Source organism: Limnohabitans sp., from assembly GCF_017848645.1.
Taxonomy (GTDB): Bacteria; Pseudomonadota; Gammaproteobacteria; order Burkholderiales; family Burkholderiaceae_C; genus Limnohabitans_A.
Genome location: NZ_JAFEIF010000007.1, coordinates 15,382 through 35,265, shown reverse-complemented (window position 1 = coordinate 35,265; position 19,884 = coordinate 15,382). Strand labels below are relative to the sequence as shown.

The window sequence follows — 19,884 nt, the reverse complement described above, 5'->3', positions numbered from 1 at the left end:
AAAGCCCCACCCCGCAAGGGTTGGCGAGGCGTGCTTAAAAAAGCATCACTTCCCCCGGATCACTCCACCCGCGTCACCCGGTTCGGCTTGAAGCCCAGATCGGCCACTTTGCCTTTTTTGGCGCGAGCGGTTTTGGCGTTGTTCAGGCTGCGGATTTCAAGCGTTTCTTCGCGCTCTTTGCCGCCTCGGCCGATGCCTTCGATCTTGACACTGCGGGTGTAAGCCGCAGCTCCGGCCAGGCTGTCTTTGGCTTCCAGGTCAATCAGCATCAGGCCCCGGCCACCTTTTTCCATGGTCTTGAGTTCGCTGATCTCAAAGGTCAGCACCCGACCGCCGGTGCTCGCGCAGCAGACGCTGGTGGCGGCGGGCATGGGCTGTTTGTCGGCAGGCACGGTGGCACTGCTGCCGCTCGCATGGCTGGGGGCACAGATGGTTTCACCCTCGCCCAGGCTGATGAAGGCCTTGCCCGCTTTGTTGCGCGAAATCATGTTCTCGACCGAGGCCATGAAGCCGTAGCCACCCGAGCCGCTGAGCAGCAGCGTGGCGTGGGCGGGGCCTGCAAAGTAGTGGGCAATTTGCGTGGTGGGTTCCAGCTCGATCAGCGTGGTCACGGGCTGGCCGTCGCCGCGTGCGCCGGGCAGTGTGGCCACAGGCACACTGTAGATGCGGCCGTTGCTGCCAAAAATCAGCAGCGTGTCCACCGTGCGGCATTCGAAGGTGCCGTACAGACCGTCGCCCGCCTTGAAGGCAAAACTCGTGGCGTCGTGGCCGTGGCCCGTGCGGGCACGCACCCAGCCTTTTTCCGAGACGACCACCGTCACGGGCTCATCCACCACCTTGACCTCGGCCACGGCTTTTTTCTCTTCCTGGATCAGCGTGCGGCGTGGATCGGCAAAGGTCTTGGCATCCTGTTCGATCTCCTTGATCATCAGGCGGCGCAGCGCTGCAGGGCTGCCCAAAATCTCTTCGAGCTTGCCCTGCTCTTCGCGCAGCTCGCTGAGCTCTTGTTCGATCTTGATGGCTTCGAGCCTGGCCAGTTGGCGCAGGCGGATCTCCAGGATGTCTTCGGCCTGGCGGTCACTCAACTTGAAGGCTTCGATCAGCGCAGGCTTGGGCTCGTCGCTCTGGCGGATGATGCGGATCACCTCATCGATGTTCAGCAACACCAGCTGGCGGCCTTCCAGAATATGGATGCGGTCCAACACCTTGTTCAGGCGGTGCTGGCTGCGGCGGGTGATGGTGGTCTGGCGGAAGCTGATCCACTCCACCAGCATCTGGCGCAGTGATTTTTGAATCGGTTTGCCGTCGATGCCCACCGAAGTCATGTTGATGGGCGCAGATGTTTCCAGGCTGGTGTGGGCCAGCAAGGCTGTGATGAGTTCTTGCTGTTCAATGCGGCTGGTTTTGGGCTCGAACACCAAGCGCACGGCAGCGTCTTTGCTCGATTCGTCACGCACCACATCGAGCACAGCCAGCATGCTGGCTTTGAGCAGCACCTGGTCAGCGCTGAGCGCTTTTTTACCGGCTTTGACCTTGGGGTTGGTGAGTTCTTCGATCTCTTCGAGCACGCGCTGCGAGCTGACGCCTTGCGGCAACTCGGTCACCACCAGTTGCCATTGGCCACGGGCCAGGTCTTCGATCTTCCAGCGGGCACGCACTTTGAGGCTGCCGCGCCCGGTGCGGTAGGCGTCGGCAATGTCGCTGGCCGGGCTGATGATCTGGCCGCCACCGGGGTAGTCGGGGCCGGGAATGATGGCCATCAGCTCGCTGTCGCTCAGCTTGTCGTTGCGGATCAAGGCCACGCAGGCGTCGGCCACTTCGCGCAGATTGTGGCTGGGGATCTCGGTGGCCAGACCCACAGCGATGCCGCTGGCACCGTTGAGTAAGCTGAAGGGCAAGCGCGCAGGCAGCTGGCGCGGCTCTTCGGTCGAGCCGTCGTAGTTGGGGATGAAGTCCACCGTGCCCATGTCGATCTCATCCAGCAGCAAGCTGGTGATGCGCGACAAGCGTGCCTCGGTGTAACGCATAGCGGCCGCGCCGTCGCCGTCGCGCGAGCCAAAGTTGCCTTGGCCGTCGATCAGCGGGTAGCGCTGCGAAAAGTCTTGCGCCATGCGCACCAGAGCGTCGTACGCAGCGGTGTCACCGTGCGGGTGGTAACGGCCCAGCACATCGCCCACCACACGGGCGCTTTTAACCGGCTTGGCGGCGGTGTTGTTGTTGGGGCCGCTGTAAGACAAACCCATGCGGTCCATCGAATACAAAATGCGGCGCTGCACCGGCTTTTGGCCGTCGCACACATCGGGCAAGGCGCGGCCTTTGACAACGGACAGCGCGTATTCCAGATAGGCCCGCTGGGCGTAGGCACCCAGATGGTCGCCTTCGGGGGCGGCGGTGGGTTCGGGGGTTAACAGGTCAATGGTCATCAGGTTCTTTCAGGGTAGGAGCCTGCCTGCGGGCGTTGGATTTGCTCAGACATTTCGCCCGCGGTGTGGGCTCCTACGGGGAATTCGTCAAACGTCGATTTCGATGCTGTCGCCGTGCAGCTCCATCAGCTCGCGGCGGGCGGCGGCTTCGCCTTTGCCCATGAGCTGGGTCATGAGGTTTTCGGTGCCCGCGTTGTCCAGCGGGCCCAGCTCGATGGGCAGCAGGCGGCGCGTGTCGGGGTTGAGCGTGGTGTCCCACAGCTGTTCGGCGCTCATCTCGCCCAGACCCTTGAAGCGGCTGATGCTCCAGCCGCCTTCTTTCACGCCGTCTTTGCGCAGCTTGTCGATGATGGCGGTGAGCTCGCCCTCGTCGAGCGCGTAGGCTTTGGAGGCAGGCTTTTTACCGCGTGCAGGCGCATCGACGCGGAACAGCGGAGGCCTGGCCACATACAAATGCCCCGCTTCGATCAGCTTGGGGAAATGGCGGAAGAACAAAGTCAGCAACAGCACCTGGATGTGCGAGCCGTCCACGTCCGCGTCGCTCAAGATACAGACCTTGCCGTAGCGCAGGTTGCTCATGTCGGGGTTGTCGTTGGGCCCGTGCGGGTCCACCCCGATGGCCACCGAGATGTCGTGGATTTCGTTGTTGGCAAACAAGCGGTCGCGGTCGACTTCCCAGGTGTTGAGCACCTTGCCGCGCAGAGGCAAGATGGCCTGGCTCTCTTTGTTGCGGCCCATTTTGGCGCTGCCTCCGGCCGAGTCGCCCTCGACCAAAAACACCTCGTTGTGCAAGATGTCTTTGCTCTCGCAGTCGGTCAGCTTGCCGGGCAACACGGCCACGCCCGAACTCTTGCGCTTTTCGACCTTCTGGCCGGCTTTCTGACGGGTTTGCGCGGCCTTGATCGCCAACTCGGCCAGTTTTTTGCCGTAGTCCACATGCTCGTTGAGCCACAACTCCAAGGCCGGGCGCACAAAACTGGACACCAGCCGCACGGCGTCGCGCGAGTTCAGCCGCTCCTTGATCTGGCCCTGAAACTGCGGGTCGAGCACTTTGGCGCTCAGCACATAGCTGGCGCGGGCAAAAACGTCTTCGGGCATCAGCTTGACGCCCTTGGGCAGCAAACCATGCAGCTCGATGAAACTTTTGACGGCGGTGAACAAGCCGTCGCGCAAACCGCTGTCGTGCGTGCCGCCTGCGCTGGTGGGAATCAAGTTCACATAACTTTCGCGCACCGGCGCACCGTCTTCGGTGAAGGCCACAGCCCAGCTTGCGCCCTCGCCTTCTGCAAAGCTCTCGCTGTTGCCGTCGGCAAAGCCTTCGCCTTCAAACAAAGGGATCACCGGGTCGCCGTTCAGCGTTTGCGTGAGGTAGTCACGCAAGCCCGCCTTGTATTGCCACTGCTGGGTTTCCTTGGTTTTCTCGTTCACCAAGGTCACCGTCACGCCCGGCATGAGCACGGCTTTGCTGCGCAGCAGGTGCGTCAGCTCGTTCATCGGCAAAGCGCTGGATTCGAAATATTTGGCGTCGGGCCAGGCGCGCACCGTGGTGCCTTGCTTGCGGTCACCCTCGCCTGTGGCGCGTTTGACCAGCGGCTCGGTCACGTCGCCACCTGAAAACACCAAGGTGGCCACTTGGCCTTCGCGGTAGCTGGTGGCTTCGAGCCGCTTGGACAGTGCGTTGGTCACGCTCACGCCCACACCGTGCAGGCCGCCCGAGAAGCTATACGCCCCGCCCTTGCCCTTGTCGAACTTGCCGCCCGCGTGTAGCCGGGTGAACACCAGCTCGATCACCGGGGCGTTTTCTTCAGGGTGCAGGCCAAAGGGGATGCCTCGGCCATCGTCTTCGATGCTGACAGATCCGTCAGCGTGCAGGACAACTTTGATTTTTTTGCCGTAACCCGCCAACGCCTCGTCGGCAGCGTTGTCCAGCACTTCCTGGATGATGTGCAGGGGATTGTCGGTGCGGGTGTACATGCCCGGGCGTTGCTTGACGGGCTCTAAGCCCTTGAGGACGCGGATCGAGCCTTCGGAATATTCGCTCGAGGCGTTGGAGGTTTTGACAGTTGATTGGGTGGCCATGGTGGCGGATTGTAGTGGGATTTGATCGGGTTTACTGGATGCAAAGACAGTGGTTTTAACTTCTCGCCGGGAATGCCAAGGAGATTGGTTAAAGTCAGGGGATGCAACACAAACCCCTATCCCTGAACCAGGTGCTGATTTGCGGCGCGGCCATCGTCACCCTCTCCATGGGCATACGCCACGGCTTTGGCCTGTGGCTGCAGCCCATCACCCAAGCCCAAGGTTGGGGCCGAGAAGAGTTCGCCTTTGCCATGGCGATCCAGAACCTGGCTTGGGGCTTCATGGGCATTTTTGCGGGCATGCTCGCCGACAAATTTGGCGCGTTCCGCGTCATCACGGCCGGCGCCTTTCTCTACGGATTGGGGCTGGTGGGCATGGCCCAGGCCCAAACGCCCTGGATGTTTGCGCTGTTCACGGGCGTCATCATCGGCACCGCGCAGGCGGGCACCACCTACGCCGTGATTTATGGCGTGATCGGGCGCAACGTGCCGGCCGAGCGCCGATCATGGGCCATGGGCATTGCGGCAGCGGCCGGCAGCTTCGGGCAGTTTTTGATGGTGCCGGTAGAAGGCATGCTGATCAGCCAAGCGGGTTGGCAAAACGCCCTGATGATTTTGGCCGCCGCCACCGTGCTCATCATTCCGCTGGCTTGGGGGCTGCGCGAGCCGGCTTTACACGCACCGGGCCAGGTCAAACGCGAACAGACCATCCTCCAGTCGCTGCAAGAAGCCTTCAAATACCCGAGCTTTCAGCTGCTGATGGCGGGCTATTTTGTGTGTGGCTTCCAGGTGGTGTTCATCGGCGTGCACATGCCCAGCTACCTGAAAGACCACGGCATGGCACCCCAAGTGGCCAGTTATGCGCTGGCCCTGATTGGTCTGTTCAACGTGGTGGGCACCTACATTGCGGGCACCATGGGCCCACACATCCCCAAAAAACACATCCTGGCCACCATTTACATCTCGCGCTCGGTGGCGATCACGCTGTTCTTGCTGGTGCCGCTGTCGCCCACCAGCGTTTACATCTTCTCGGCCGTGATGGGTTTGCTGTGGCTGTCCACCGTGCCGCCCACCAACGCGGCGGTGGCGCATATTTTTGGGGTGGCACATTTGTCCATGCTCAGCGGTTTCATCTTTTTCGGCCACCAGATCGGCTCCTTCATGGGCGTGTGGCTGGGCGGCTATTTGTACGACAAAACCGGCAGCTACGACATCGTCTGGTACCTGGCCATAGCGCTGGGCGTGTTGGCTGCGCTGGTGAACCTGCCGGTGCGTGAGAGCCCCATCGTGCGTCCATCGCCCCAAACCGCATGAACACCCGAAGCACCCTTTGGCTGCTGGCCGCCTTGCTGCTGGCCATCACCTTCGGGCTGTATGCCCAACCCGATGTGGTGGTCATGCTGGCTGACCAGCTGTGGTCGTGTTTTTAACTTTATCCCCTGAATGAACATGCACGGCACCGAAAACCCCTCTGTCTGGCTGCAACGCTGGGTGCACCTGATCGCCCCGGGCAGCACCGTGCTCGATGTGGCCTGCGGCGCAGGCCGCCACCTGCGTTATCTGGCCGCGCTGGGGCACCGCGTTACTGGCGTGGACCACAACCCCGAAGCCGTGGCCGTGGCCCAAGCCAGTGGTCCGGTCATTTGCGCCGACATCGAAAACGGCCCTTGGCCCTTTGTCGGTCAAACATTCGCTTGCGTGGTGGTCACGAATTACCTCTGGCGGCCCTTGCTGCCCACCCTGGTGGCCAGCGTGGCCCCGGGCGGCGTGTTGATCTACGAAACCTTTGCCGCAGGCAATGAAAGCGTGGGCAAACCCTCGCGGCCCGACTTTTTGCTGCAACCGGGCGAGCTGCTCCAAGCCACCGAAGGCTTGCGCACCGTGGCTTATGAGGACGGTTTTGAGGCCTCGCCCGAGCGTTTTGTGCAGCGCATCGCAGCCGTGCGCGCCGGTTCATCCGGGGCCATCGAACGCTGGCCCTTGCAAGCCGCCTGAAATCTCGTCGGCCTGGTGCGTTTGGATGGCTTGGCCCCCGTGAAAGGCATGCCAAACGCGCCTTGACTTGCACTCGTTAGAATGGTTCTTTTTCCTGCTCAGAAACCCCTGACATGACCACCGAATTTCGCCCCATCCGTGGCAGCATCCCTGCCTTGATCACCCCCATGCTCGCAGACGGCAAAGTGGATTACCCGACTTTGCGAAAACTGATCGACTGGCATGTGGCCGAAGGCACCGATGCCATCGTGGTGGTGGGCACTTCGGGAGAATCCCCCACAGTGACCGTGGACGAGCACTGCGAAATCATCCGTGTCTCGGTCGAACAAGCGGCCAAACGCATCCCCATCATTGCCGGCTGTGGCGCCAACTCCACCGCCGAAGCGATCAATCTGGCCAAATTTGCACAAAAAGTCGGCGCTGACGCCCAGCTGCAGGTGGTGCCGTACTACAACAAGCCCACCCAAGAAGGGCTTTACCAGCACTTCAAAGCCATTGCCGAGGCGGTACCTGGCCTTCCCGTGATTTTGTACAACGTGCCAGGCCGTACCGTAGCTGATTTGCAGCACGAGACCGTGCTGCGCCTGGCCCAGGTGCCGGGCATCATCGGCATCAAGGAAGCCACCAGCAACATCGAGCGCGCGCAATGGCTCATCCGTGAGGTGCCCCCAGAATTTGCCGTCTTCTCTGGCGATGACGCCACCGCCGTGGCCCTGATGTTGTGCGGCGGCGCCGGCAACATCAGTGTGACCGCCAACGTGGCACCCCGCCATATGCACGAGCTGTGCATGGCCGCCCTGCGAGGCGACGTCCAAGAAGCCATGCGCATCCAGTTCAAATTGCTGCCCGTGCACAAAAACCTGTTTGTCGAAGCCAACCCCATCCCCGTCAAATGGGCCATGCAGCGCATGGGCCTGTGCGGCCCCACGCTTCGCTTGCCCATGACCGAACTGTCCCAGTCGCAGCAACCCGTGGTCGAAGCAGCCCTGAAGGCCAGCGGCCTGATTTGATGGACTCCCCAAGGAAATTTGTGAACCCTCTGTTTTTCAACGCCATGTCCTCTGCCCCTTTCAAGCGCACAGCCACCGTGCTCGCCTTGGCCAGCTTGCTCAGCGCCTGCTCAGTGCTGCAAGAAGACAAGATCGACTACAAAAGCGCGGCCAAAGCGCCCACACTGGAGGTGCCCCCGGACCTGACGCAGTTGCGCAAGGAGTCGCGTTACGCCATCGAAAGCACTTCAGCCACCGCCTCAGGCTTTCAAAATGCAGGCAGCCGAGTGGTCGATGCGGGCACTGCAGCCAATGCACTGGGTCCTGTCAGGATTGAGCGCCAAGGCAACCAGCGTTGGCTGGTGGCCAGCTTGCCCGCCGACAAAGTCTGGGAGCCGCTGCGTGAGTTCTGGACCAGCAATGGCTTTGTGCTGGTCACCGATGCCCCCGATGTCGGCATCATGGAAACCGAATGGGCAGAAAACCGGGCCAAACTGCCCCAGGACTTCGTCCGCAGAACCTTGGGCAAAGTGCTGGATTCCTTTTACTCCACCGCTGAGCGCGACAAATTCAGAACCCGTGTAGAGCGCAATGCGCAAGGGGGCGTCGAAATCTATATCACCCACCGGGGCATGGTAGAAAACTATGCCGATGTCCAAAAAGACCGCACCATTTGGCAACCTCGCCCCAGCGACCCCGAGTTGGAAATCGAATTCCTGCGCCGCCTGATGGTCAAGCTCGGCAGCTCACCCGAAGCGGCCAAAACCGCCACGGTCACCGCCAGCGCGGCAGATACGGGCAGCCAAGTCAGCAGCATCAATGGTCAGCCCGTGATCGTGCTGCAGGACAACCTGGACCGCGCATGGCGCCGCACCGGCGTTGCCTTGGACCGCAGCGGTTTCACGGTGGAAGACCGCGACCGCTCCGCTGGCGTTTACTTTGTGCGCTATGTGGCCGCTGGCACCAGCTCAGAACCCAAGGGATTCCTTGGGCGTCTGTTTGGCAGCAAGAAAGACACCCCTTCGACGCTCACCAAATACCAGATCAGCCTTGTTGCCTCTGGCGAAAACCAAAGCAGCTTGCGCGTGCTGACCGCCAGTGGTCAACCTGAACCGTCGGCCCAGGATGCCGAGCGGATTTTGAAGTTGATTGCCGCCGAATTGCGCTGAACTCGTTGATTACCAGACGAAAAAAACCCCGCAAAGCGGGGTTTTTTGTGCGCCATCCGGTTTGCACCGGATGCATGCGATCACTTGGAGGCAGAAGCGTCAGCAGCAGGAGCCGAAGCGTCAGCAGCTGGAGCTGCAGCAGGAGCCGAAGCGTCAGCAGCTGGAGCTGCAGCTGGAGCGGGTGCAGGAGCAGGCGCTGCAGCTTCTTTTTTGCCGCAAGCGGACAGAGCAGCTGCAGCGATGATGACGGCCAGAACGAGGGACTTGTTCATTTTGATTTTCCTAAGGTGTGAATGTGAAAACAATTTCCGGAAATTGTTTCAACGGTTATTAACGCCGTTGAAACTGAGCCAAAAGCACTCGAGCTCTTTTGTGCTCAGCCTCGGATTATAGCGTTTTCCCTAGTCGATCAAATGCAGGCTTACCGCTAGCTTGCATTTATTTGGTGCGAAAACAGTTTGAGAAACCCACTCAAAGACCCCTCAACCAGCCGGCACATGACCAATCGAGCAAGGCATCCTTGGCATCTGCGCTCAAAATTTTGAATTTTTGTGCCGTTATGGCCCGATCGTCGGCCAATTGACGCAAAACAAGAGCATCGCGTCCGCCGACCTTGAAGCTCTCACCATTGATGAACACGTGTTTGTCGTCGTACATCATTTTGGTGCGCCGGTCGAGTTGTACGCCCGCTGACAAATCAACCTCGGCCTGTGCGCCATCGAACCAGACGTGGGCTTTGGGTTCGGTCAAGTACTCCCCCAGCAAACTGTCGAGCAAATGAGGGTTTTTCAGTGCTTTATCTACCACTTGACGTGCGAAGCCAGCCAAAGCCGGCGGAATGGCGGCAGGTGAAGCCACCGCCGCTTGTTTCGGATCGCGGTAAAGCGCGTCGCCCACACCGTCAAAAGCCTCATCGGCCAAGCCCAGCAACAACTCACGGGCCAACTCGCCCTCTTGCGGAGCCCGAAAGCCCATCGACCAGGTCATGCACTCGCCCTCGGCCACGCCGTCATGGGCGTATTTGGGAGGCAAGTACAGCATGTCACCAGGGTTGAGCACGAACTCTTGTTCTGCTTCAAAGTTTTGCAAAATCTTGAGCGGCACGCCCGGCTGCAGGCTCAGGTCTTTGTTGCGGCCAATGCGCCAGCGGCGCTGACCATGGGCTTGCAACAAAAACACGTCGTAGCTGTCAAAGTGTGGCCCCACGCCGCCGCCATCGGTGGCGTAGCTGATCATCACATCGTCCAGCCGGGCATCGGGCACAAAGCGGAACTGCTGCATCAGGGCGTGCACGCCATCGTGGTGCAAATCGACGCCTTGCACCAGAAAAGTCCATTTTTTCTGGCTGAAGGGTGGCAGACTCCGCTTGGTGAACGGGCCGTGCTTCATCTTCCAGCCCTTGGGTGAATCCACGATCAAACGCGACTCCACCCCCTCCTCGCCCGCCAGCGCCACCAAGTCGGCGCGGCCCACACAGGGCACAAAACCCGGGATGGCGTTGCGCACCAGCAAGGGCTTTTTTTGCCAATGGCGCTTCATGAATTGGCTGGGCGTCAGGCCGCCGAGCAGGGCCAGGGGTTGTTCTGTGTTCATGGGGTGATCCGGTTGCTCAGGCCGAAAGACCTGCGCTCAAAAACAAGGCGGCCAAAAACAGGCCGCCAAACTGCGACAATTGTCCTATGGAAATCAAGACACCTTCTGTGGTCGCACTGACCTGGACACTCAAAGACACGCTGGGCGAAGTTCTGGACACCCTGGACGAGCCCGTGGAATTTTTCATTGGCGGCCAGGACCTGCTGCCCAAGATCGAGGTAGCCCTGCAAGGCCACGAAAAAGGCGCCAAGGTCGACCTGCATCTGGAGCCCGAAGACGCCTTTGGCGACTTCAATGAAGAGCTGCTGTTTCTGGAACCGCTGGCCCTCTTTCCCGAAGGACTGGAGCCCGGCCTCACGATCGAAGGCACCGCCTTACCCGAGGGCTGCCACCCCGACGCCCCGCGCAATGTGCTCTACACCGTGACCGAAATCTACCCCGAGCATGTGGTGCTGGACGGCAATCACCCGCTGTCGGGCATTGCGCTGCGCCTGCACCTGAAGGTGGAATCGGTGCGCGAGGCGACCGAAGCCGAAGTGGGCAGCGGCAGTTGCGGCACGGGCTTTTTCAAAATCGAAGTCGGCGACGAGGGCAGCCTGACCATGCCCACACTGCACTGAGCCCCTTGAACAGCGCCCTTAACAGCGCCCTGCGGGGCGCTTATTTTTTGCCAGTCGAGCCGTAACCGCCCTCGCCGCGCTCGCTGGGTGCATCAAAATCCGCCACGACATTGAATGCGGCTTGCACAACAGGCACGATGACCATCTGCGCGATGCGCTCCATCGGCTCGATGGTGAAGGCCACGTCGCTGCGGTTCCAGGCGCTGACCATCAACTGTCCTTGGTAGTCGCTGTCAATCAAACCCACCAAATTGCCCAGCACGATGCCATGTTTGTGGCCCAAACCAGATCGCGGCAACAGCATGGCGGCATAGCCCGGATCTTTCAGGTGGACCGCAATGCCCGTAGGCACCAATTGCCAGGCGTTGGGCAGCAGGGTCAAAGGCTCATTCAGGCAGGCGCGCAAATCCAGGCCTGCGCTGCCAGATGTGGCATAGGCAGGCAGCTGATCGGCCATGCGGGCGTCGATGATTTTGAGGTCGATGTTCATGTGGGCTTGAGCGTTAGGAGTTAGGGGTTGACGGTTGTTTTCAGGCTTTTCTCTCAGCACTGAACGCTGAACCCAGACTTGACTTATCGGGTTAAACGGGCTGCGATGTCATCGATCAGCTGCACCGCCAAGGCCTGCTTGCTGGCATGGGGCAGCTCGCGTGCACCCGATGCATCCACCAAGAGCAAGGCATTGTCGTCCTGGCCGAAAGTGGCCGGACCAATATTGCCCACCAACAGCGGCACACCCTTGCGAAGGCGCTTGACCGTGGCGTGCGCCAGCAGGTCATGGCTTTCAGCCGCAAAACCCACACAGAACAAGCCGCCCGATGCGCCACGCGGAGATTGTGCGATGGTGGCCAGGATGTCCGGATTTTCGACAAAACTCAGCTCGGGCGTGTGGCCTGAGCCGTCTTTCTTGATTTTTTGATCGGCCGAATGGGCTGGCCGCCAATCGGCCACGGCGGCGGTGGCAATGAACACGTCAGCCGCATCTGCATGCAGCACCGCAGCATTGAGCATCTGACGGGCCGAACGCACATCGAAGCGCTGCACGCCTCGCGGTGTGGGCAAATGCACGGGCCCCGCGACCAGGGTGACGCTCGCCCCCGCCATGCGGGCCGCGCGCGCAATGGCAAAACCCATCTTGCCGCTCGACAAGTTGGTGATGCCGCGCACCGGGTCGATGGCTTCGTAGGTGGGGCCTGCCGTGACCAGCACCGCTTTGCCCGCCAGCACCTTGGGGGTGAAAAACGCCTCCAGGTCTTCCAAGATTTCATCGGCTTCGAGCATGCGCCCGTCGCCCGTCTCGCCACACGCCTGATCGCCCTGCCCCACATCCAGCACATGGATGCCATCGGCTTTGAGCTGGGCCACATTGCGCTGCGTGGCCGGGTTGGACCACATTTCTCGGTTCATGGCCGGGGCTACGATGAGCGGCACTTGGTCAATGGGCCGCGCCAGGCACATGAGGCTGAGCAGTTCGTCAGCGCCGCCGTGCAGCAGTTTGGCCATGAAGTCGGCACTGGCCGGCGCCACCACAATCGCATCGGCCTCGCGGCTCAGGTTGATGTGTGCCATGTTGTTGGCCTCGCGCGGGTCCCACTGCGAGGTGTAAACCGGCCGACCCGAGAGGGCCTGCATGGTCACCGCCGTCATGAATTGCTCGGCCGCCTCGGTCATGACGACCTGCACCGTCACGCCCGCCTTGACCAAGGCGCGGCAGAGTTCCGCCGACTTGAAGGCCGCAATGCCGCCCGACAAGCCCAGAACGATGTGTTTTCCAGCCAATTTGCTCATGGCTGGGGAATGTAGCAGACCGCTGCGCATTCAGTGCGAATCAGCTTGAACACGATGACCGGAGAAATGGACAGCAACGCAGCGCTGGGGCCAGGGCTGGCCGGATCGGGCGATTTGGCGAGCGAAGCGAGTTATGAGCCCGACCGGTCAGCCCTGGCCCCGGCGCGGAAAACGACCACCACCTCGTCAAGGAAACCCACAAGAAACGGCTGCAGACCGGGAAAACCCCGAACCCGACTGTCTATAATCACGATTTCCACCTACCGGGAGCCACAGCTCCCGTCTTGGACATGACCAAATTCGTCTTCGTCACCGGCGGTGTGGTGTCTTCCCTGGGCAAGGGAATCGCCTCCGCCTCGCTCGCCGCCCTTCTTGAATCACGCGGCCTCTCCGTCACCCTCATCAAGCTCGATCCCTACCTCAACGTGGACCCCGGCACCATGTCGCCGATCCAGCACGGCGAGGTGTTCGTGACCGACGACGGCGCAGAAACCGACCTGGACCTGGGCCACTACGAGCGCTTCATCAACACCCGGATGAAGAAGGCCAACAACTTCACCACCGGCCAGATTTACAAAAGCGTGCTCGAAAAAGAGCGCCGTGGCGACTATCTGGGCAAGACCGTGCAAGTCATCCCCCACGTCACCAACGAAATCCAGGACTTCGTCAAGCGCGGTGCGGGCTACGGCACCCCCGAAGCAGTCGACGTGGCCATCGTCGAGATCGGCGGCACCGTGGGCGACATCGAGTCCTTGCCATTTTTGGAAGCGGTGCGCCAGCTCAGCCTGCGCCTGGGTCCCAACAACACCGCCTTTGTGCACCTGACTTACCTGCCCTGGATCGCCACTGCGGGCGAGCTCAAGACCAAGCCGACCCAGCACACGGTGCAAAAACTGCGCGAAATCGGTATCCAGCCCGACGCCCTACTGTGCCGCGCCGACCGCTACATTCCCGACGACGAGCGCGACAAAATCTCTCTGTTCACCAACGTGCAAAGCTGGGGCGTGATCTCCATGCCCGACGTGGACACGATTTACAAAGTGCCCCGCGTGCTGCACGAGCAAGGCCTGGACGGCCTGATCTGCGACAAGCTGCGCCTGAACACGCCACCTGCCAGCCTCAAGCGCTGGGACGATCTGGTGTACGAGACCGCCAACCCCAAGGGCGAAGTGACGATTGCCATGGTGGGCAAGTACGTCGAGCTGACCGACAGCTACAAATCGGTCAACGAAGCCCTCAAACATGCGGGCATGCGCAACCATGTGCGCGTGAAAATCGAGCACATCGACTCCGAAACCATCACCCCCGAGACCGTGGCCAGCTTGGCCAACTACGACGGCGTGCTGGTGCCCGGCGGCTTTGGCAAACGCGGTGTCGAAGGCAAAATCGAGACCGCGCAATACGCCCGCACCCACAAAGTACCTTATCTGGGCATTTGCTTGGGAATGCAGGTCGCGACCATCGAATACGCCCGCCATGTGGCCGGCATGAAGGACGCCAACAGCACCGAGTTCGAACCCGAAACGCCCTTCCCCGTGATCGCCCTGATCAACGAGTGGAAAGACGCCGACGGCTCCATCCAAAAACGCGACGCCAACTCCGATTTAGGCGGCACGATGCGTCTGGGCGCACAAAGCTCCGACGTGGCCAAGGGTACTTTGGCCCACCAGATCTACGGCGACGTGGTCACCGAACGTCACCGCCACCGCTATGAGGCCAACGTCAATTACCTGGACGACCTGCGCAAAGCAGGCCTGGTGATCTCGGCCTTGACGCAGCGCGAGCAGTTGACCGAAATCGTCGAGTTGCCACAAAGCGTGCACCCTTGGTATGTGGGCGTACAGTTCCATCCCGAGTTCAAGTCCACGCCTTGGGATGGTCACCCCTTGTTCAACGCCTTCGTCAAGGCGGCGGTTGAGCACCAAGCCGCTGCCTGAAACCCCCATTGAGGTCCTCCATGAAACTGTGCGGATTTGATGTTGGCCTGAACCAACCCTTCTTTTTGATCGCGGGCACCTGCTCCATCGAAGGCCTTGAGATGTCCCTCGAAGTGGCCGGTCGCCTCAAAGAGGCCTGCACCGCCTTGGGTATCCCCCTCATTTACAAAGGCTCGTTCGACAAAGCCAACCGATCCTCGGGCAACACCCAGCGCGGCGTGGGCATCGACGCGGGTCTGAAAATCCTGGACGAAGTGCGCCGCCAGATCGGCGTGCCGATCTTGACCGACGTGCACGACGAATCGCAGGTCAAGACCGTGGCCAGCGTGGTCGATGTGTTGCAAACCCCCGCCTTTTTGTGCCGCCAGACCGACTTCATCCGCGCCGTGGCCCAGTCGGGCAAGCCGGTCAACATCAAGAAGGGGCAGTTCTTGGCCCCTTGGGACATGAAAAACGTCATCGACAAAGCCCGCAGCGCGGCACGCGAAGTCGGCCTGCCCGAAGACAACTTTTTGGCCTGCGAGCGCGGCGTGAGCTTTGGCTACAACAACTTGGTGGCCGACATGACGAGTCTTGCCGAAATGCGCAAGACCGGCGCCCCCGTGGTGTTTGACGTGACCCACTCGGTGCAAAAGCCTGGCGGCCAGGGCACCAGCAGCGGCGGCGCGCGCGAGATGGTGCCGGTGCTCGCCCGTGCAGGCGTGGCCGCTGGCGTGGCGGGTCTTTTCATGGAAACCCATCCCAAACCTCAAGAGGCCTGGTCTGACGGCCCCAACGCCGTGCCGCTGGGCAAGATGAAAGCCCTGCTGGAGACGCTGGTACAACTCGATTCCGTCACCAAAAAGAACCCCTTTTTAGAGGATGATTTCTCATGAGCGGCTATATCATCGCCCACGTCCAGGTCACCAACCCCACCCAGTACGAAGAGTACAAAAAGTGGTCCACCGCCGCCATGAAAACCGCAGGTGCCGAAGTCTGCGTGCGCGGCGGCCAGGTGCAAGTGCTCGAAGGTGACTGGGCCCCTGAGCGCATCGTTGTCCTGAAGTTCCCCTCGTTCGAGGCCGCCAAGGCCTTCTACGAACTGCCCGAATACCTCAAAGCCCGCGAAGCCCGCGAAGGCGCCGCCATCATGCGCATGGTGGCCGTCGAAGGCGTCTGACACGCCAGCTTTGAAGACCCGTTTTGTTTTTAAATTGAGAGAGTTCAAAAATGAGTGCAATCGTTGATATCGTCGGCCGTGAAATCCTCGACAGCCGTGGCAACCCCACCGTCGAATGCGACGTGTTGCTGGAGTCGGGCGTCATGGGCCGCGCCGCTGTGCCGTCCGGCGCATCGACCGGCAGCCGCGAAGCCATCGAGCTGCGTGACGGCGACAAGAGCCGATACCTGGGCAAAGGCGTGCTCAAAGCCGTCGAGCACATCAACACCGAAATCAGTGAGGCTGTGCTGGGTCTCGACGCCTCCGAGCAAGCCTTTTTGGACCGCACCCTGATTGACCTGGACGGCACGGACAACAAGAGCCGCCTGGGTGCCAACGCCATGCTGGCCGTTTCCATGGCCGTGGCCCGCGCTGCGGCCGAAGAGTCTGGCCTGCCCCTGTACCGCTACTTTGGCGGCATGAACGGCAACCAGCTGCCCGTGCCCATGATGAACGTCATCAACGGCGGCGCTCACGCCAACAACAACCTGGACTTGCAAGAGTTCATGATCATCCCCGTAGGCGCACCGTCGTTCCGCGAAGCCGTGCGCTGGGGTGCTGAGGTCTTCCACGCCCTGAAGAAAATCATCCACGACAAAGGCATGAGCATTGCCGTAGGCGACGAAGGCGGCTTTGCCCCCAACGTCGACAGCCACGAAGCCGCGATCCAGATGGTGCTCGATGCAATTGCCGCAGCCGGTTACACCGCTGGCGAGCAAATCGCCATTGGCCTCGATTGCGCGGCCAGCGAGTTCTACAAGGACGGCAAGTATGTGCTTGAAGGTGAAGGCGGCATCAGCCTGACATCCGAGCAGTGGACCGACATGTTGGCAACTTGGTGCGACAAGTACCCCATCATCAGCATCGAAGACGGTATGGCCGAAAGCGACTGGGACGGCTGGAAAGTGCTCACCGACCGCTTGGCCAAAAACGTGCAGATCGTGGGTGACGACCTGTTCGTGACCAACACCAAGATCTTCAAAGAAGGCATCGACAAAGGCATCGCCAACTCGATCCTGATCAAGATCAACCAGATCGGCACCCTGACCGAAACCTTCGAAGCCATCGAAATGGCCAAGCGTGCCGGTTACACCGCCGTCATCTCGCACCGTTCAGGCGAGACCGAAGACAGCACCATTGCCGACATCGCCGTGGGCCTGAACGCTGGCCAGATCAAGACCGGCTCCATGAGCCGCTCGGACCGCATGGCCAAGTACAACCAGCTGCTGCGCATCGAAGAAGACTTGGGCGAAGTGGCGGTGTACCCCGGCCGCAGCGCGTTTTACAACCTGCGCTGAGCATTGAGCCATGGGCAACCGCCTGGTCCCGATCGTGCTTTTCGCCTTGTTGGCGATCGTGCAAGCCCAACTGTGGTTCGGGCCGGGCAGCTTGCCGCATGTGAGTGAATTGCGCCAGGAATTGGCGCAACAAAAACAGGCCAACGAAGATGCACGCCGCCGCATGGAGCAACTGAGCGCCGAAGTCAACGACCTCAAAGAGGGCCTGAACATGGTGGAAGAGCGTGCCCGCCATGAGCTGGGCATGGTCAAAGCCAACGAAATTTTCGTGCAGATCGCCAAATGAGCCCCCAAGCCTTCGGGTGGGTGACAGCGGGACCATGAAGCCACTTCGCGTGGCCGTGGTGGGTGCCGAAAGCACCGGCAAAAGCTGGCTCACCCAAACCCTGGCAGGCGTTTTACGCGCTCGTGGCCAAGCGGTGCACACGGTGGATGAAGTGCTGCGTCATTGGTGCGACCGTGCAGGCCGCACGCCCCAGCGCCACGAGCAAATGGCCATTGCGCAGCAGCAAGCCCTAGCCGCGTGTCCACCGGGCCAGCCAACGCCAGAATCCTGGCTGTTGTCGGACACCACGCCCCTGATGACGGCCATCTACAGCCATCTGCTGTTTGAGGACGAGAGCCTCTACCCCATGGCTTTGGCGCACCAGGCGCTCTACGACATCACCTTGGTCACGGGCCTGGACCTGCCCTGGGTGGCCGACGGCCTGCAACGCGACGGCCCCCAGGTGCGCGGCCCAGTCGACACCTTGGTGCGGCAAGCACTGGAGCGCTCGGGCATGGCCTACCGTGTGGTGTACGGCCAAGGGCCACGGCGCTTGAACAACGCCTTGGTGGCCTTGGGCTTGGAAGGCGAGGATGCAGCCGCGCAAGAGGTCCGTGAGCAAGGCCAGTTTGCCATCAACCAGGGCCGCAGCGTGTGGCAATGCAACGACTGCAGCGACCCCGGTTGCGAACACACACTGTTTACCCGACTCGTGAAACAGCGCTCAGCTTCTTGACAAACGATGCCGAACAGAAGCGCATTTGAACCGGGCGCGCCACGGCTGCCCTGGCAAAACGATTGAATTCACGACCTCTACAGAGACCCGCTTGATCCCACATCCAAGCAATGCAAACCGACCAAGGCTGACCTCACTTGCTGGGGTGTTTCAAATCGAATCGGTCGCCAGCCATGCAAGGCTGCAGCATCGATGTTGTGCTGGACATCATCAATAAATACAGGCGCTCCCCGCAACGGCCAACGCGCTTGGGCTGTGGCAAAAATGTCCGGCAGCGGCTTGATCTGCTTCACATGCGCTGAAAAAATACCTTCTTCAAACAGCGCAAAAAAATCGTTCTCTCGGACCAAATGATCTGCATAGCCCGCTGGCATGTTCGACAAAAAGTACAGACGATGGCCTTGCGCTTTCAGTTCGTGGATCAAGTCCACCGTGCCAGGAATGGGTTGCAGGTGCGGGGGAATGTTGCGCATCAGGTGCAGCAAGTCGGCTTCGGCCAAACCGGTGCGGGCAGCGATGCGCTGGGCCAGAGGTTCGGGCTCTATCGCGCCCAGATCGAACAAAGCCCAATCGGCATCTGGGTGAAAGGTCTGAAAAATCTGGCTGGCCCATTCGCGGGCCTCAGCCTCATTGCGCACTTGCCTGGGGAACAACTCTTGCAACAAGACCAACGGCTGCCAGCGAAACACCACACCCCCCAAGTCGAACACCACATCTTGGCTCATGATTTCACTTTCTTTCAAACCGCCACCACCGAGACACCACGCCCCGGCAAGCTCAGGGACAGCACTTGGCCGATGCGCCAGTCGCGCTCAACCTCGGGCGAAACCACAAACACCTGTCCCAGCTCGGTGTCAAAGCTCAGTTCCACAAAGCTGCCCAGGTAAGACCATTGCTTGAGTTCTGCACAGAGGCTGCCCGGCAGACTTTCGCCACCCGACAATTCGCGCCCCACCCCCCAGGCCTCGGGTCGCACCGCCGCACGCACAGCGCCCGCCGCAACCGCGTGGCGCGGCACCAAGCGCAGTGGGCCCAGCTGCACCGAACCATCTGCGAGTGACAGCCCATCAAACAACACCGCTTCGCCCATGAACCCGGCCACAAAAGCCGAGGTCGGGCGTTCGTACAGGTCTTGCGGCGTTCCTGCTTGCGCAATGCGCCCGGCCTCCATGACGATGATTTGGTCGCTCACAGCCAGAGCTTCACTTTGGTCGTGTGTCACATAGGCCACCGTCAAGCCAAGGCGCTGCTGAAGCTGGCGGATTTCATCCCGCATGGACCTGCGCAGGCGGGCGTCCAAGTTGGACAGCGGCTCGTCAAACAACAAAACAGAGGGTTCCAGCACCAGGGCGCGGGCCAAGGCCACGCGCTGCTGCTGACCGCCCGACAGTTCACTGGGCAGGCGCTCTTCGTAGCCAGCCAGCCCCACCAGAGACAGGCTTTTTTGGGCGCGCTCCTGGGCTTCGGCTTTGTGCACACCGCTCACGTCCAGCCCATAGCGCACGTTGCCGATCACATTCATGTGAGGGAACAGCGCATAACTTTGAAACACCATGCTCACATTGCGCTCAGACGGGCCCAGGTGCGTCACATCCACACCGTCAATCAAAATCTGGCCACCCGTGGGCGCTTCAAGACCCGCAATCATGCGCAAGGTGGTGGTTTTACCGCAGCCCGACGGCCCCAGAATCGTGGTCAAGCTGCCCTTGGGCACGACGAAGTCAATGCCTTGCACCACCAGCGGCGAGTGGTTGCCGCCATAGCGTTTGGTGACTTGTTTGAATTGAATGCCCAT

Annotated in this window: 19 protein-coding genes; 11 read left to right on the top strand and 8 right to left on the bottom strand. The window is 60.9% G+C overall.

Annotated elements, in window-relative coordinates:
- Positions 1–59 precede the first annotated feature (59 nt).
- Together parC and QZ190_RS02190 are read right to left on the bottom strand one after the other, a co-directional pair.
- Positions 60–2,423: a DNA topoisomerase IV subunit A gene (parC, locus tag QZ190_RS02195; protein WP_291913015.1), complete on the bottom strand. Its 2,364-nt coding sequence runs from the start codon at positions 2,421–2,423 to the stop codon at positions 60–62.
- An 87-nt stretch (positions 2,424–2,510) separates the two neighbouring features.
- Entirely contained in the window at positions 2,511–4,502 is a 1,992-nt protein-coding gene (locus QZ190_RS02190; RefSeq protein ID WP_291913013.1) for a DNA topoisomerase IV subunit B, read from the bottom strand.
- A gap of 101 nt (positions 4,503–4,603) precedes the next feature.
- Between QZ190_RS02190 and QZ190_RS02185 the strand changes: the two genes are divergently transcribed.
- The 4 genes from QZ190_RS02185 to bamC all read left to right on the top strand — a co-directional run bounded on the left by QZ190_RS02185 (position 4,604) and on the right by bamC (position 8,654).
- A complete protein-coding gene (locus tag QZ190_RS02185; protein ID WP_291913010.1) occupies positions 4,604–5,815 on the top strand; it encodes an MFS transporter in 1,212 nt (403 codons plus the stop codon).
- Positions 5,816–5,950: 135 nt separating this feature from the next.
- On the top strand, positions 5,951–6,496 hold the full coding sequence (locus tag QZ190_RS02180) for a bifunctional 2-polyprenyl-6-hydroxyphenol methylase/3-demethylubiquinol 3-O-methyltransferase UbiG (protein ID WP_291913008.1): 546 nt from the start codon (positions 5,951–5,953) through the stop codon (positions 6,494–6,496).
- 113 nt (positions 6,497–6,609) lie between these two features.
- A complete protein-coding gene (gene dapA, locus QZ190_RS02175; RefSeq protein ID WP_291913006.1) occupies positions 6,610–7,506 on the top strand; it encodes a 4-hydroxy-tetrahydrodipicolinate synthase in 897 nt (298 codons plus the stop codon).
- A gap of 44 nt (positions 7,507–7,550) precedes the next feature.
- On the top strand, positions 7,551–8,654 hold the full coding sequence (gene bamC, locus QZ190_RS02170) for an outer membrane protein assembly factor BamC (protein WP_291913004.1): 1,104 nt from the start codon (positions 7,551–7,553) through the stop codon (positions 8,652–8,654).
- Positions 8,655–8,734: 80 nt separating this feature from the next.
- Here bamC and QZ190_RS02165 read toward each other — a convergent pair whose 3' ends face one another.
- Positions 8,735–8,926: a hypothetical protein gene (locus QZ190_RS02165; RefSeq protein ID WP_291913001.1), complete on the bottom strand. Its 192-nt coding sequence runs from the start codon at positions 8,924–8,926 to the stop codon at positions 8,735–8,737.
- Between the two features lie 199 nt (positions 8,927–9,125).
- Positions 9,126–10,247 carry a cupin domain-containing protein gene (locus QZ190_RS02160; RefSeq protein WP_291912998.1) on the bottom strand — a complete coding sequence of 374 codons (1,122 nt, stop codon included), beginning with the start codon at positions 10,245–10,247 and terminating at the stop codon, positions 9,126–9,128.
- An 86-nt stretch (positions 10,248–10,333) separates the two neighbouring features.
- On the opposite strand from QZ190_RS02160, the gene QZ190_RS02155 reads away from it, so the two are divergent.
- On the top strand, positions 10,334–10,867 hold the full coding sequence (locus QZ190_RS02155; RefSeq protein WP_291912995.1) for an FKBP-type peptidyl-prolyl cis-trans isomerase: 534 nt from the start codon (positions 10,334–10,336) through the stop codon (positions 10,865–10,867).
- 40 nt (positions 10,868–10,907) lie between these two features.
- On the opposite strand, the gene dut is transcribed toward QZ190_RS02155, so the two are convergent.
- Both dut and coaBC read right to left on the bottom strand, forming a co-directional pair.
- Positions 10,908–11,357, bottom strand: coding sequence for a dUTP diphosphatase (gene dut, locus QZ190_RS02150; RefSeq protein ID WP_291912993.1), 450 nt, complete (start codon positions 11,355–11,357; stop codon positions 10,908–10,910).
- Between the two features lie 83 nt (positions 11,358–11,440).
- Positions 11,441–12,655, bottom strand: coding sequence for a bifunctional phosphopantothenoylcysteine decarboxylase/phosphopantothenate--cysteine ligase CoaBC (coaBC, locus tag QZ190_RS02145; RefSeq protein WP_291912990.1), 1,215 nt, complete (start codon positions 12,653–12,655; stop codon positions 11,441–11,443).
- A 290-nt stretch (positions 12,656–12,945) separates the two neighbouring features.
- Between coaBC and QZ190_RS02140 the strand changes: the two genes are divergently transcribed.
- From QZ190_RS02140 to QZ190_RS02115, 6 genes are read left to right on the top strand one after another with little or no spacing between them, the layout of a single operon-like run.
- Entirely contained in the window at positions 12,946–14,592 is a 1,647-nt protein-coding gene (locus tag QZ190_RS02140) for a CTP synthase (RefSeq protein ID WP_291912987.1), read from the top strand.
- Positions 14,593–14,612: 20 nt separating this feature from the next.
- The gene (gene kdsA, locus QZ190_RS02135; protein WP_291912985.1) at positions 14,613–15,467 is read left to right on the top strand and encodes a 3-deoxy-8-phosphooctulonate synthase; all 855 of its coding nucleotides are present in this window, start codon (positions 14,613–14,615) and stop codon (positions 15,465–15,467) included.
- Entirely contained in the window at positions 15,464–15,751 is a 288-nt protein-coding gene (locus QZ190_RS02130; protein ID WP_108362725.1) for a DUF1330 domain-containing protein, read from the top strand. The genes kdsA and QZ190_RS02130 overlap by 4 nt, the downstream gene beginning before the upstream one ends.
- Before the next feature lie 50 nt (positions 15,752–15,801).
- On the top strand, positions 15,802–17,088 hold the full coding sequence (eno, locus tag QZ190_RS02125; RefSeq protein WP_291912979.1) for a phosphopyruvate hydratase: 1,287 nt from the start codon (positions 15,802–15,804) through the stop codon (positions 17,086–17,088).
- A 10-nt stretch (positions 17,089–17,098) separates the two neighbouring features.
- Complete coding sequence (gene ftsB / locus QZ190_RS02120) at positions 17,099–17,374, top strand: cell division protein FtsB (RefSeq protein WP_291912975.1); 276 nt, start codon at positions 17,099–17,101, stop codon at positions 17,372–17,374.
- A 34-nt stretch (positions 17,375–17,408) separates the two neighbouring features.
- Positions 17,409–18,089 (top strand): ATP-binding protein, encoded by a 681-nt coding sequence (locus tag QZ190_RS02115; protein ID WP_291912974.1) that lies wholly within the window; start codon positions 17,409–17,411, stop codon positions 18,087–18,089.
- A 77-nt stretch (positions 18,090–18,166) separates the two neighbouring features.
- Here QZ190_RS02115 and QZ190_RS02110 read toward each other — a convergent pair whose 3' ends face one another.
- Positions 18,167–18,814 carry an HAD family hydrolase gene (locus QZ190_RS02110; RefSeq protein WP_291912972.1) on the bottom strand — a complete coding sequence of 216 codons (648 nt, stop codon included), beginning with the start codon at positions 18,812–18,814 and terminating at the stop codon, positions 18,167–18,169.
- 14 nt (positions 18,815–18,828) lie between these two features.
- Positions 18,829–19,884: an ABC transporter ATP-binding protein gene (locus QZ190_RS02105; RefSeq protein ID WP_291912970.1), complete on the bottom strand. Its 1,056-nt coding sequence runs from the start codon at positions 19,882–19,884 to the stop codon at positions 18,829–18,831.